We start from the raw sequence: 12,199 nt of genomic DNA, 5'->3' as shown, positions 1-12,199 counted from the left end.
GTTAAGCCCTCCATTCAAGAAACTCCAACCGGTTGCCAAACGGATCCTCAACGTAAAATCGTTTTGCCTCAGAAAGCGCATCATCATCCTGAACTTCGAACCCGGTTGCCGGCAAGTGCGCCTTCAATCGTTCAACATCTTTTACCCGAAACGCCGGATGTGTTTTCTTTGCAGGTCTAAAATCAGCTTCCACTCCACTATGCAGCTGCCGGTCTCCGCACCGAAACCAAACTCCCCCTCGTTTCCGAAGTAACTCCGGTTTTTTAAGCTCCTGCATTCCCAAGATTTCTCCGTAAAAATATCGAGCCTCTTCTTCACAACCGACAGGTGCGGCAAGTTGAATATGATCGATTCCTGTAACCGCAAATTCCATTTCATCCCCGCTCTCCTAGAAATATCCCTCCATTAGTCTCTCAACCCAGGCCGGTACCGTTGCATCATCCCGCCGATCAAAAACAGGAAAATAGGGTTTTATGTCCAAAACGGGCGTTCCGTCAACAGCATCGAGTCCCTTGACTCGCAGAACCGCCCCATAAACCTCCAACAATTTCACTGTCGTGACCCCAATCGGGTTCGGCCGATGCTTCGCACGCTGTGCAAAAATCCCCACCGCAGGCATATCCTCACGTCCGCGCGGACGGCGAATCAAGTCACTCCGGGCATCAAAAGAAGACTGATGCATATAGAAAATCACGATAACATGCGTGAATTGGATTTCGGATACAACCTCTCCCCAATTGTCATCAACCGTTTCCGACACCTCATTTTTAACGATTCCGATGGATCGAAGGGATAATTGGAAATTCATTACCAACCACCTCCATGACTCTACTATACCGCAATGGAAAATCATGGTGAAGAGTATGAGGAACGCCAACCCTCCGCATGCTTCCGAACAATCCGGATAAACTCCGTTAGAGCGGGTGACATCCACTTGGCTTTGTGATATACCATCTGGGTTGCAACTTGGACCGCGGTCTCATCCCATTGCAGGAGGGCCAATTTTTGATCCTTCAACTCCGATTCCACCGTAATCATGGGGAGAAAAGAGATTCCTATGTCACACATTACACAATTCTTGATCGCTTCGATATTCCAGAATTCCAGGTTTCCCGAGTGTACAACCCCATAACGTTGGAGATATTGTTCGAATTGCATCCTGTAACTGCAGCCGGTTTCGGTTTGCAGCAGAGTTTCGTTTTCCAGATCTTTCGCTTCAATCCATTCTTTCGCCGCCAAGGGATGATCCGGCGGAGCAATCAATGCCATTCGTTCCCTGACCAGTTTTTCGGTCACAAGGTCTGGTGCTTCCACTTCCGCATCCAGGACGAAAGCCAGATCCAGTTCCCCGTTGCGCACCTGATTTCTCATTTCCCAGCAAACACTGGGCTTTAATATGATTTTTACTTGCGGATACAGTTTCTTATATTCTTGAAGGATGGCGGGTAAGCGATAAGCAGCCAGAGACTCAATTGCTCCGATTGTCAAAGTGCCTGACGGTGTGGTATCCGTATGGATTACTTCTTTTACCGATGCCTGCAGTTTCAGCATCTCCTGTGCGAATGGGAGCAGACGTCTTCCCGCTTCGGTCAGCACCACCTTCTTGCCAAGACGATCAAACAGCGGGGTGCCCAGTTCCTCTTCCAGTGCCTGAATTTGCGCGGTAACACTGGACTGGGCGTACCCCAAGAGTTCCGCCGCACGGGTGAAGCCCCGCATTTCCGCAACTACCTTAAAAGTATTAAGATGTCGTAACTCCACCGGAATCCCTCCCATCGAAAAAACCGATTCATAATATCGAAACCATTCATTTCACTGATTATACTTCCCCTGATAGAATAGAAACAAGAAGAAATTTACATCGATGGGAGTTTTCATCATGGAGAGTCAAGCCGGAATCAAAGCGACTATTGGATTGCCGCAGGCCGTTGCCCTATATATAGGAGCCGTTCTTGGATCAGGGGTGCTGCTTGTGCCCGGTTTGGCGGCCGAAATAGCAGGTCCCGCCTCCCTTGTCGCATGGGGACTGATGACCATCCTCATCCTCCCGATGGCATTGTCGATGGGACTGCTGTCCGCCAAATTTCCGAATGCCGGTGGAGTATCCCACTTTGTCACGAGAGCGTTCGGTCCTCAGGCCGGCATTTTGGTCGGCTGGTTTTTTCTGATGTCCGTGCCGATCGGTGCCCCTGTTGCTGCACTGACAGGAGCAGGTTATTTAAGCACCGCAATGGGATGGGGTGAAGAAAGCCGGGTCTTGATAGCCGTTCTAATGCTCATGATCGGGATCGCAACAAATCTCGTTGGCATGAAATTGGCCGGTCAGGTTCAGGTCGCGGTGGTGGCCGCCATTATATCGGTGCTTGTAATCGCGATCATCGGATCTGTTCCCAATATCGAGCCGGCACATTTCACTCCTTTTCTGCCAAACGGATGGGTCAGCATCGGGCAGGCCGCCGCCATTCTGTTCTGGTGTTTTATCGGGTGGGAAGCTGTCTCCCATCTGTCGGAAGAGTTTGTTGATCCGCAGCGGGAAGCAATCAAGGGCGTTACCATCGCCGCGGTACTGGTAGGGATTTTATATTTCCTGACTGCCTTCGCTGCTGTCGGAACCCACAGTTACGGATCGGCCAGTTCGGAAGCATCACTCGTGCTTGTTATCGAAAGAATGCTTGGAGCAAGCGGGGCTGTCGTTGCCGGATTCACAGGGGTGTTCATTTGCACCGCCACCATCATCGCCTATGTCGGCGCCGCCTCCCGGCTTGCCAATGCGTTGGCGGTCAAGGGAGATGCTCCCAAGCCGCTGGCAGCCCTTTCGAAAAAATATGGCACACCGATAGGCGGACTGGGATTCTTAACCGTTTTGTTCGTGTTGGTTCTCCTGCTTTACGTTACTGACACTGTATCCCTTTCTACGTTAATCCAGTTTCCAAACGCAACTTTTATTCTGACCTACCTCGGCGGCTGTGCCGCAGGAATCCGGCTGCTTAAGGGCAGCAGGTGGGGAGTTGGCATCAGTTGGCTGTCGTTCCTGCTTACAGCCGTTATCTTTCCGTTTGTCGGTTGGGCAGTTTTGTATCCGGCAGTGATAATTGCGGGCTTATGGATGACCGGAAAAGTGTTTGCAAATGACCACCACAGAAAGAAGGCACTCTAGATGACACGTTCCCTTTATTTTTCACTGGCTCTGTTAAGCCTCATCTGGGGAGGCTCCTTTTTCTTTATCAAAATCCTGCTGCAGGACTTTAACCCCTGGTCCATCGCTTTTTTGCGAATCTTTTTTGGCCTGCTTGCAATTCTGATTTTGCTCGTGCCCGGCAGCCAAAAAATCCGATTTAAAGAGTTACCATGGTTGCCTTTAATTGTAGTAGGGCTGTTCAACACGGTGGTTCCCTGGGGGCTGATCGCTTTAAGTGAAACACGCATCACCAGCAGTATGGCTTCCATTCTCAACGCCACTACACCGCTTTGGGCGACTGTGATTGGAATGTTATTGTTTCAGGGGAAACCGACCCGCAACCACTGGATTGGCCTCGGGATCGGATTTTTGGGGCTGATCGTGCTGCTCGACATCAATCCCGCCACCATAGTATCGGTAGACCTCTTGGGTCTGTTTTTTATGCTTACAGCCTCTCTTTCCTACGGGTTTTCGTCCCACTATTCAAAGCGTCACTTCTCTGGATTGTCAGTCTATGAAATCTCGTTTGGAACCTTGCTTGTGGGAGCTGTTGCCGGCGGCATGCTGACGCTTCTGTTTGGCGGGTTCTCCGCAGAAGCCCTTTTCTCGTGGTCGAACCTTCTGGCACTTATCGGATTGGGAGCATTCGGCTCCGGCATCGCTTTTATCCTGTTTTTCCATCTGCTGCAAAAAGGAAGTCCGGAACTGGCAACGATGGTTACCTACCTGGTTCCCGCCACCGCAATCTTGTGGGGCTATGTGCTGCTTAATGAATCCGTCACCTGGAATTTGTTGATCGGTTTGGTTCTCATCCTGTTCGGAGTGTATGTATCCAACCAGAGGCGGGCGATTCTTACACGCAAACATCTGCAAAGCTAAAAAGCAGAATAAAATACCTTCCAACCTTGGCACGACCGTGGAAATAGCATGACACCGAGCATCGGACGCTTGGAACAAGATCCTGTACTAGGCGATATAGAAAAGGTGCTGCAGCATGCAGCACCTCTTCGTATTGGCTAGATCAGCGGACGGGACGCGATTACAACTCCGTCTTCATCTGCGTATGCGTAGTGTCCGGGTGTCCACTCCACACCGCCAAACTTCAATACGACATCGCGTTTCCCTTTGCCTTCCTTCTTGCTTTTTAATGGCATACTCCCCAGTGCGAAAACCCCGAGCTGTAATTCCGCAATGTCTGCCACATCTCGTGCACACCCGTTGAGGATCACACCGGCCAGCCCTCGGGACACTGCCAAGGCGGCCAACATATCACCCAACAAAGCGCACCGTCTTGAACCTTTACCGTCTACGACCAAGACGGATCCGGGCGGAACGGTTTCAATCGCCTGCCGCACCAATACATTATCATCAAGGACTTCTACCGTTACAATGGGTCCGGAAAAACGTTTTCTTCCTCCATACGAGATAAAGCTTGTCTCGCATATTTGCAGTTCTTCATGAAATTCATCACATAAATCAGCAGTTTTGAAACTCATTCTTCCAACCCCTCCCCCGGCTTTTCAACATCAATCTTCCGCCGGTCACCTATTTTTCTGATAAACTCCATCTGTATTATAACAGATACTGCAATAAAATCTGTACTTGTCGTACAAAGAGCGAGTCCTGTGAAGACCCGCTCTTTATTCCATAAGACCCATTGCCCGATAGTCGTGCAGGCTCATGACTCCGTCAACAGGAAGACGGTTCGCTTTTTCAAATGCTTTGAGAGCCTGTTCCGTAGAGAGTCGGAAACGACCGTCACACTCACCGTTGTAAAATCCCCCGCTGCGCAGACGACTTTGAATCAACTGCACATCGGATCCGCTATCGCCCGCAGCCAAGCGGCGAGGTTCCAACGAAGGCTCGCGTAAGGGATGTCCGACAATTGATACTGGTGTTCCGATTTTCACCCATTCGTATAGTTGTTCAACATGCCGATTCAACATCCGAACACATCCGTGACTCGCATCACTCCCGATTGAATGCGGTTTATTTGTTCCATGAATTCCGTACACCCCCCACGGTACGTCAAGACCGATCCACCTGGTTCCAAATCCGGCTCCCCAGTTTTTATATTTATTGATCACCTTCCATTCTCCAACCGGCGTAGGTGTTTCAGGCTTCCCCAGCGCAATCGGGTATTTTTTGTAGGCAACTCCGTCGATTAATAACGTTAGTTGATTGCGGAGGGGATCAATTTGCAATGCCACTTCCCCGGTAGGGACAGGAGAGGAATTGAAGACCTCCTTCTGTGCATGGGGAATGGTTAAACCCAGGAGACACAATAGAAAACCGGCAAGAATTAGTCTGTTTGTATTCATTTTTTCACCTGTCACGTAGGATTCCTCATGGAGTTTCCCCCATATTTACCACGAATATGCCCAATTACATGTTGGTGATAGTAAGGGTTGGAGGGAATCTAATGATGTGGAAAAAGTCGAAAGTCCTCTTTGTTTCAATCATTTGCATCATTACCACCTTGATGGTGATCTGCGGTGGAAATACAGAAATTGGTGAAGCGGCATCAGCCGATGGAATCATCATTACGGTCAAATCTTCTCCTGAGGCGAAGTTTTCTTCCACGATGGAAGTCCATGAACGGCAATTCCTGCGTTCCATAACGAAAAGTAAGAAAAGCAAGGCAGAACGGGTTCCGGATTTGCCGTACGCGTACTTGACAGTAAATCGGGGGAACAATCGAAGCGAATACGTCGTGGACTACTCTCTGAGCGTTTTTAACTTAGCCGATAAGACACAACTCCAACTCTCGACAGAGACAAAGGAAAAGCTGAATCACTTCATTCAACAGTTGGAGGCAAAACACTATGGCGAACCGCTTACTTGGGATGCCGTAAAGCAAATTCTTCCCCGGAAAGGTACCGCTCAGGTAATTGACCTGGAATCCGGTCTCTCTTTCAACGTTCAGCGGCGCGCAGGTAACCGTCATGCTGATGTGCAGCCCGTGACCCGTGAGGATAGCCATACAATGAAAGAAATCTATAGCGGGAAGTGGAGTTGGAAGCGCAGGGCCATACTTGTCAAAGTGGGCGGACGTGCAATTGCTGCTTCCATGAACGGCATGCCGCATGGAGCGGGAGCGATTAAAGGAAATGACTTTCCAGGACACTTTTGTATCCATTTCGAAGGCAGCACCACTCATAAGATGCGCAAACAAGATCCAGGCCATCATCTCATGATACAAAAAGCATCGGGACGACTGCATGAATATATTGTTGCCGCGACTCCATCCCGGTTGGTGGATTTGTTGATCACAGCGCTCCATGAACAAGATTTCCACATCGTGCGGCTGACGCTGAACCAGTCAAATCCGACAGCGGTTGAAGAATTCATTGAACTGGCCAAAAACATTGAAGGAATCCGGATAACCGAAAAAGAGGAAGAGGTGAATCTGGATCTCCCACAATTTCAAGGTCCTCAAGAAGTTAAGATACCTTCTAAAATCTCGATCCACACATCGGAAGGAAAGCGTCTTCGGAAGGACATTGAACTCATCGTAACCCGTGATGCCCTCCTGGACCGATGGAGAATTGATGCTGAATCGCTTCTGCTGTCAATACGCGAGTCATCCTCCGATTCCACTAAAGAAAAGCCGCAGTCTTAGGTACACACAAGACTGCGGCTTTCGTTTATTTCACTATAAAAGCCACCAGAATCGGGAGGCCGATTGTCACAATAGCGGCCAAGATTTGAATCCAGACCCCTCGTCGAATTCCTTGCTGCTGAAATTCAATCCCTTTTCGCAAAATCCAGTCCCCTGCCAATACACAAACAACTCCCCATAAACTAACGAGTACGAATCGCATGGCTTTCGCTCCTTCTAGACTACAGTCAATGCTTGTGGGCGAATCAAAATTTCACTCGGAGTTCGGCCTAAGATCTCACCGTCGCCGTGAATCGGAACCGCCGGATCGGTTAGCACGCGAACCTTTTTTCCCTGTAAACACATCACATTGGGATGAAGAACATGGTTCCCCGAAAAGGCAGAGGGAAACAGCTTTAATAACTGCAAGGGCGACATATTGTGCACGATGCAAACGTCAAGCAGCCCATCATCATGTTTTGCATCTGGGCAAATTTTCATTCCGCCGGCGTAAAATTTTGAATTTCCAACCGCCACCAACCAACAATTCTGAAACACGAAACTCCGATCATCAATTTTCAAATGCATCGTAAAGGGAGGAAACGTAAAAATGAGTTTTAACATGCTGAGAACATAGCCGAATGGCCCGACTCTTTTCTTCCAGGATGTCCGATTGATGTCCTCCGCGATTGCCCCATCAAAACCGATTCCAATCGCTCCCGCAACCAACTGACCGTTCATTTCCATCAGATCAACAGCTGTGTGATTTCTGTCTGATAAACGCCTTACGGCCAAACGTGGATCGCGCGGGATATTTAACATGCGTGCGAAATCATTTCCTGTACCTGCAGGCAGTACCCCAAACGCTATTTTTTGTCCTGCAATTCCATTTACCACTTCATTAACAGTCCCATCCCCGCCTACTGCCACCACATAGGAATATTGATCCGCGCCAGCCATTCTGGCGACTTCAATTGCCTCTTTGGGTGCGGCAGTAAGATGCACGTCGTGCTCAATTCCCAGTGCGTTGAGATAATGTTGAAATTGCGGCCAACGTTTCTTCGTTTTGCCCCGCCCGGCATTTTCATTCACGATTAGCAGTGTTTTCATTGCTACTTTGCCTCCATCGGATGTTACAAGCAGTTATTCCCGGTTCAGTAGGCTCTCATACAATTTTCCGGCAGTTGCTAAAGTGCTGACAACTTCCGATATGTAAAGTTTTTTCGATTTTCCGGTTTTTTTGGTAAAGATCAGGAAATACTGAACACAAAATCTATAAGGAATTATTTGGAGGTTCTTATGGCAAGTTACGCTTTTGCTGGTGAATTTCGAAACAACTTTCAACAATGGTTTGCCGATGGACTGAATCGAAAGCTGGCTGGGCACGGGTATCGGATGGCGGAACACCCGGAGGACGATATCCGTCTTGTATTGAACTTCGTGGATCCCAATTCTCCTCGCCCGTACCGGCGCAATGCCCAGGCGACGTATGTAGTTACTGTTGTCGAAACCGATCAAAAACCGGACAATATTCTGCTTGCCGGCTACCCGATTTTGATTCGGGCACTTTCCAACCTGTTGATTTATATGGTTCGGACTCCGGAGACGTTTGAAACGTATTTTGTAACTCTCGAACAGGGATATTACAATGTTCCTTTTCAAGAAGGCCAAGAAGATGCTTACTTTGATAAGATCTTTGAGCGGTTGGAGCCGCTTGCCTCTTCCAATTTGATTATCAATAACGATTTTCACCCCGATCTGCCGGAACATCTGTGGGAAGGTGATGAGGTCACCGAACAGATTAGGGAAGCGGGCAAGAAAATTGAAGCGATGAACTTGTGGCCCGCTCCTTTCCCGATTCAGGAGATCCTGCCCCCCGAAGACTTCCGCCATGTGAAGCGGCTTTACGGCATTGGCGGACTCAGCTACGGGAATTTGAGCGCACGCAAGGAAGGAAACCGTTTCTGGATGAGCGGCAGCGGTGTCAACAAGGGGGATCTGAGGAGAATCGGTCAAGATGTGCTCTTGATCAAACAGTTTGACTCGGATCGAAACACGATGCTGTTAAGCGTTCCTGCACATGTTCAGCCCCGCCGCGTATCGGTCGATGCAATTGAACACTGGATGATCTATACGGAGCATCCTCAAGTAGGAGCGATTGTCCATATCCATGCTTGGATGGACGGAATCCCCTCTACCCAAATCAATTATCCCTGCGGAACGGTGGAGCTCGCGAAAGCGGTTGCAGATCTTGTCCGCCAAGCGGATGACCCTTCGAGGGCAATTATTGGGCTTAAAAATCACGGATTAACCATTACAGGGAAAAATCTGGACGATATCTTCGAACGAATCGAAGGCCGCATCGTACCCCAGGTTCCTATGACATGACAACTCGCCTTTAAACCAAAACCCGGTCTATACGACCGGGTTGTTTGTTTCATCTTCAGTCAATACACGGGATCTTTTGGTTTGGGACAAAATGAGGTGATTCCAGCCGGGAATCGAAAGACGGTAATACCTCTCCACTATTGAGGGAAATGCACTGGCCAGTCTCGCCGCGAAAGCCATTCTTCCCGGCACAACCAGATCCTGCTTCTGTTTCAAAAGAGTTCTCACGACCCCTTTTGCCGCCGCTTCAGGTGTCAAGACAGGAATGCCGGGAGGCAAGCGGTACATGTCCTGATGCAGGTCATTCTCAATTAAAGGCGTTTCCACCGGTCCGGGTGAGACCATTCCAACATAGATTCCCTCCGGCCTCAGTTCCTGTCGCAAAGAGAGCAGAAAGCCTCTCAGTGCATGTTTGGTGGCAGCATAAGCCGTAAAGAATGGCGGTGTACACTGGGCGGACAAAGAGGAAATATAAATCATCGATTTGCGCCGCCCTTTACGAATCAATGGCAAAAACGCCTGGGTAACGTTCACGGCTCCCCAGTAATTGATCTCCATCGATTGCCTCGCAAGATTTAGATCCATCGTTTCCACAGGTGATAAATAAAAAACGGCCGCGCTGTAAATCATCACATCCAATTGACCGAATTTCTCTTCAATTGTTCGAGCCGCTTTTTGAACATGATCCGCGGAAGCAACATCCGCCACAACAACTTCCGCCCGCCCTCCTTGGTTACGGATTTCCTCCGCCACCTCCTGCAAACGCTCCGCTCCTCTAGCAATCAATACAACCTGTGCCCCAAGAGCGGCCAACAGCTTGGCTGATTCTTTGCCAATTCCGCTGGAGCCCCCGACAATCGCCACAATATCGTTTGTTATATTCTTCATGGTTCTCATTCCCCTGAATCAGTTTTTCATGCCTCTACCTCCAATATATCCTGATTGATTGTGATTTTAACCGCTACCTGACCCTTTCCATGAAGAAAGCCAAGGCTATCCGGAATGTCCGATTGGGCCTTGGATCTCACACAGACTATTCTTTTTTCCGCTGTGACTCTGGAGGTTCCTGCGCCTTAAAATACTTTCGGATCTCCTCCACATCTCCTTTGGCATTTATGACTCCGAGCATATTCATCGTTGAATCCTGTGCTTGTTGTTGATTTTGCTTTTCCATTGAAACCTCCTACGCTTGTTGGTATAGCTTATGGTTTCAAACGTACAAGTACTTTATTCCTGACAATCTACATTATGAAGTCCGCCAACATTCTTACGAAAACATACTCTATGTAATTCTACCCAATAAAAAAGAAGCCGTTACAACTTAGAGATACCGGCTTCTATGTTTTAACATTCGACTTTCAGAAATAACCTTGTTATTTCATTTCAACCATTTCCTAGTTTCTCATGGATTTTGTGCAATAGGTTCATAATTTCCGCTAATCCGAAAAAAATAATACCTAGTACTAGGCCACAAATAAACAGTAAAGCGATCATCGTCCCGTTCCCTGACACTAATCCAGCAATAAGGAAACCTAGAATTGGTACCCATGCTAATTTTTTAAATAATTCGGCTTTATTCTCCATAATGTACCTCCTCGTATTAAAAAAATATGAAACTGAGTTAGATATAGTTATTCTCTGGACAGTAGAGAATATAACCTATCCCGCGAACGGTCAGTAAATATTTAGGTTGTTTCGGTTTTTCTTCAAAAAGTTTTCGTATTCGATGAATATGTACGTGTAATTGATTGCTTGATACAATTGAATTTTTTCCCCCAAGCACCTTCTATAAGAACTTGGTTTGGAACAATAGAACCCATATTCAGGGCTAAGCAACGAAGAAGACGAAACTCTATCCTTGAGAGAGAAATTGGAAAGTTGTTATTAACTAGTAGCTCTTGAGTTAGATCTAGATAAAGGCCGCTTTTTATTACGATTTGATCGTCCTTTTTAAAATTCATGTTTTTCTCTCCTTCATTGTTTTATACTTCTACTCCAAAAGTAATATTCCTTCATATCAATACAAATCTTCAGTAATTTTTAATATATATGAATAAATTGTAATATTTTTGACAAAGGTAATTACAAATTAGGAGAGAATTCAATTAATAAGCGAGGGAGGTGTAGATTTTTTCCGTAATTTTTAACTATAGTAGCTCGGAATTAGAGAGATGAATCCGAGTCTGGACAAGGGGTGAATGGGTCAAAAATCGCCTATTTTGTTAACCTTGAAAGCCATTTTCAAAAAGATGGGCATGCCAAATAACCCGACAATATCGGGTTTTTTAAAAATATGGAACAGCCCTGTGACTATGCAGCTAATTGGCTTGCAAACCATTCGTCCAGTGAAGGAAGGTTCGCTTTCCTTGCTTCTTCCAACCATGCGTCGGCATGCTGGCACATGGCAATCAAGTAGACTCGAATGTTCCAGTGACGGGAACTGCGACCTTCAGAGGCTTCGAGTTTGTAATCCACCTTTTGACGCTTGATGCACCGCTCCACTCCGGTCCGTAGGGCATATCGCTGTTTCCATTCCTTGCTGTCGCGCCTGACGCGAGGAAACAGACGAGGATTATCCGAAGTGGATGTGTAGAATGTCCTTCCGTACTCGGAAGGTGAACAAGGATGGGGACACTCCCATTTCCCTACTTTGGCGGGACAACGCCATTTGACGCGTTGACGGCCGGGGCATTTGCCCCAACCGATCATCTTCCGGCCAATCGGGCACACGGGAACGCCGTCCGAACCGATTTCCATATCGTTGTATACCAGTTTGCCGGAACGCCTGAGGTTCAGGTCGATGATGGCGGAGACATCATCGTGTTCCAGCAGGGTATAGATCGGGAGGGCGTCGTGGGCCGAGTCCAAGATCGCCTCTCCCACTTTCCAATCCGGAAACCAGTGACGAAGTTCGCGGTAACCGCAAATCCAGGACACGGAGTCATGCCGGCTGGCGCGAAAGAGTCGCGGATAGACCGGCAGATCGTAGGGACTGTCCGCAGCACAAAACATGTAGAGGGTTCGACCGTAGT

The 12,199-nt window shown here is 48.0% G+C and carries 16 protein-coding genes and 1 pseudogene; 4 read left to right on the top strand and 13 right to left on the bottom strand.

Features of this window, described 5'->3' with window-relative positions; genetic code table 11:
- Window position 1: 1 nt before the first annotated feature.
- From ACFO8Q_RS05500 to ACFO8Q_RS05490, 3 genes are read right to left on the bottom strand one after another with little or no spacing between them, the layout of a single operon-like run.
- Window positions 2–373, bottom strand: coding sequence for a VOC family protein (locus tag ACFO8Q_RS05500; protein ID WP_380024726.1), 372 nt, complete (start codon window positions 371–373; stop codon window positions 2–4).
- A 15-nt stretch (window positions 374–388) separates the two neighbouring features.
- Complete coding sequence (gene tsaA / locus ACFO8Q_RS05495) at window positions 389–808, bottom strand: tRNA (N6-threonylcarbamoyladenosine(37)-N6)-methyltransferase TrmO (protein WP_380024725.1); 420 nt, start codon at window positions 806–808, stop codon at window positions 389–391.
- A 41-nt stretch (window positions 809–849) separates the two neighbouring features.
- Window positions 850–1,761: a LysR family transcriptional regulator gene (locus tag ACFO8Q_RS05490; protein WP_380024724.1), complete on the bottom strand. Its 912-nt coding sequence runs from the start codon at window positions 1,759–1,761 to the stop codon at window positions 850–852.
- A 118-nt stretch (window positions 1,762–1,879) separates the two neighbouring features.
- Here ACFO8Q_RS05490 and ACFO8Q_RS05485 point away from each other — a divergent pair, with 118 nt between their 5' ends.
- Window positions 1,880–3,157 carry an amino acid permease gene (locus ACFO8Q_RS05485; RefSeq protein ID WP_380024723.1) on the top strand — a complete coding sequence of 426 codons (1,278 nt, stop codon included), beginning with the start codon at window positions 1,880–1,882 and terminating at the stop codon, window positions 3,155–3,157.
- The gene (locus ACFO8Q_RS05480; protein WP_380024722.1) at window positions 3,158–4,057 is read left to right on the top strand and encodes a DMT family transporter; all 900 of its coding nucleotides are present in this window, start codon (window positions 3,158–3,160) and stop codon (window positions 4,055–4,057) included.
- Between the two features lie 137 nt (window positions 4,058–4,194).
- Here ACFO8Q_RS05480 and rraA read toward each other — a convergent pair whose 3' ends face one another.
- Entirely contained in the window at window positions 4,195–4,674 is a 480-nt protein-coding gene (gene rraA / locus ACFO8Q_RS05475) for a ribonuclease E activity regulator RraA (RefSeq protein ID WP_380024721.1), read from the bottom strand.
- Between the two features lie 144 nt (window positions 4,675–4,818).
- Window positions 4,819–5,514, bottom strand: coding sequence for a L,D-transpeptidase family protein (locus ACFO8Q_RS05470; RefSeq protein ID WP_380024720.1), 696 nt, complete (start codon window positions 5,512–5,514; stop codon window positions 4,819–4,821).
- A gap of 86 nt (window positions 5,515–5,600) precedes the next feature.
- On the opposite strand from ACFO8Q_RS05470, the gene ACFO8Q_RS05465 reads away from it, so the two are divergent.
- Window positions 5,601–6,800 carry a hypothetical protein gene (locus ACFO8Q_RS05465; RefSeq protein WP_380024719.1) on the top strand — a complete coding sequence of 400 codons (1,200 nt, stop codon included), beginning with the start codon at window positions 5,601–5,603 and terminating at the stop codon, window positions 6,798–6,800.
- Window positions 6,801–6,825: 25 nt separating this feature from the next.
- Here the strand turns inward: ACFO8Q_RS05465 and ACFO8Q_RS05460 are convergent, their stop codons facing one another.
- Together ACFO8Q_RS05460 and ACFO8Q_RS05455 are read right to left on the bottom strand one after the other, a co-directional pair.
- Window positions 6,826–7,002, bottom strand: coding sequence for a hypothetical protein (locus ACFO8Q_RS05460; RefSeq protein ID WP_380024718.1), 177 nt, complete (start codon window positions 7,000–7,002; stop codon window positions 6,826–6,828).
- A gap of 14 nt (window positions 7,003–7,016) precedes the next feature.
- Window positions 7,017–7,889 (bottom strand): diacylglycerol/lipid kinase family protein, encoded by an 873-nt coding sequence (locus ACFO8Q_RS05455; RefSeq protein WP_380024717.1) that lies wholly within the window; start codon window positions 7,887–7,889, stop codon window positions 7,017–7,019.
- A 189-nt stretch (window positions 7,890–8,078) separates the two neighbouring features.
- Here ACFO8Q_RS05455 and ACFO8Q_RS05450 point away from each other — a divergent pair, with 189 nt between their 5' ends.
- Window positions 8,079–9,167 (top strand): class II aldolase/adducin family protein, encoded by a 1,089-nt coding sequence (locus ACFO8Q_RS05450; RefSeq protein WP_380024716.1) that lies wholly within the window; start codon window positions 8,079–8,081, stop codon window positions 9,165–9,167.
- A gap of 27 nt (window positions 9,168–9,194) precedes the next feature.
- On the opposite strand, the gene ACFO8Q_RS05445 is transcribed toward ACFO8Q_RS05450, so the two are convergent.
- The 6 genes and pseudogenes from ACFO8Q_RS05445 to ACFO8Q_RS05420 all read right to left on the bottom strand — a co-directional run.
- Window positions 9,195–10,055 (bottom strand): SDR family NAD(P)-dependent oxidoreductase, encoded by an 861-nt coding sequence (locus ACFO8Q_RS05445; RefSeq protein ID WP_380024715.1) that lies wholly within the window; start codon window positions 10,053–10,055, stop codon window positions 9,195–9,197.
- Between the two features lie 145 nt (window positions 10,056–10,200).
- Window positions 10,201–10,341: a hypothetical protein gene (locus tag ACFO8Q_RS05440; RefSeq protein WP_380024714.1), complete on the bottom strand. Its 141-nt coding sequence runs from the start codon at window positions 10,339–10,341 to the stop codon at window positions 10,201–10,203.
- A gap of 209 nt (window positions 10,342–10,550) precedes the next feature.
- Entirely contained in the window at window positions 10,551–10,751 is a 201-nt protein-coding gene (locus ACFO8Q_RS05435; RefSeq protein ID WP_380024713.1) for a hypothetical protein, read from the bottom strand.
- Window positions 10,752–10,788: 37 nt separating this feature from the next.
- Entirely contained in the window at window positions 10,789–10,950 is a 162-nt protein-coding gene (locus tag ACFO8Q_RS05430; RefSeq protein ID WP_380024712.1) for a winged helix-turn-helix domain-containing protein, read from the bottom strand.
- On the bottom strand, window positions 10,874–11,128 hold the full coding sequence (locus ACFO8Q_RS05425) for a winged helix-turn-helix domain-containing protein (RefSeq protein WP_380024711.1): 255 nt from the start codon (window positions 11,126–11,128) through the stop codon (window positions 10,874–10,876). Before ACFO8Q_RS05425 ends, ACFO8Q_RS05430 begins: the two co-directional genes overlap by 77 nt.
- Window positions 11,129–11,477: 349 nt before the next feature.
- Window positions 11,478–12,199 (bottom strand): annotated as a pseudogene (locus ACFO8Q_RS05420) (DDE transposase); the annotation flags it as partial.

The organism is Effusibacillus consociatus, assembly GCF_042652925.1.
Lineage (GTDB): Bacteria > Bacillota > Bacilli > Tumebacillales > Effusibacillaceae > Effusibacillus > Effusibacillus consociatus.
Note: the sequence above shows the minus strand (reverse complement) of the source record. Positions and strands in the feature narration are given on the sequence as shown.

Bases quoted from the DNA above. Each gene is read 5' to 3' on its own strand.
- ACFO8Q_RS05485 (WP_380024723.1), top strand. From the start codon at position 1,880: ATGGAGAGTCAAGCCGGAATCAAAGCGACTATTGGATTGCCGCAGGCC.
- ACFO8Q_RS05435 (WP_380024713.1), bottom strand. From the start codon at position 10,751: ATGGAGAATAAAGCCGAATTATTTAAAAAATTAGCATGGGTACCAATT.
- ACFO8Q_RS05425 (WP_380024711.1), bottom strand. From the start codon at position 11,128: ATGAATTTTAAAAAGGACGATCAAATCGTAATAAAAAGCGGCCTTTAT.
- ACFO8Q_RS05480 (WP_380024722.1), top strand. From the start codon at position 3,158: ATGACACGTTCCCTTTATTTTTCACTGGCTCTGTTAAGCCTCATCTGG.
- rraA (WP_380024721.1), bottom strand. From the start codon at position 4,674: ATGAGTTTCAAAACTGCTGATTTATGTGATGAATTTCATGAAGAACTG.
- ACFO8Q_RS05465 (WP_380024719.1), top strand. From the start codon at position 5,601: ATGATGTGGAAAAAGTCGAAAGTCCTCTTTGTTTCAATCATTTGCATC.
- ACFO8Q_RS05455 (WP_380024717.1), bottom strand. From the start codon at position 7,889: ATGAAAACACTGCTAATCGTGAATGAAAATGCCGGGCGGGGCAAAACG.
- ACFO8Q_RS05450 (WP_380024716.1), top strand. From the start codon at position 8,079: ATGGCAAGTTACGCTTTTGCTGGTGAATTTCGAAACAACTTTCAACAA.
- ACFO8Q_RS05500 (WP_380024726.1), bottom strand. From the start codon at position 373: ATGGAATTTGCGGTTACAGGAATCGATCATATTCAACTTGCCGCACCT.
- ACFO8Q_RS05460 (WP_380024718.1), bottom strand. From the start codon at position 7,002: ATGCGATTCGTACTCGTTAGTTTATGGGGAGTTGTTTGTGTATTGGCA.
- ACFO8Q_RS05445 (WP_380024715.1), bottom strand. From the start codon at position 10,055: ATGAAGAATATAACAAACGATATTGTGGCGATTGTCGGGGGCTCCAGC.
- tsaA (WP_380024725.1), bottom strand. From the start codon at position 808: ATGAATTTCCAATTATCCCTTCGATCCATCGGAATCGTTAAAAATGAG.
- ACFO8Q_RS05440 (WP_380024714.1), bottom strand. From the start codon at position 10,341: ATGGAAAAGCAAAATCAACAACAAGCACAGGATTCAACGATGAATATG.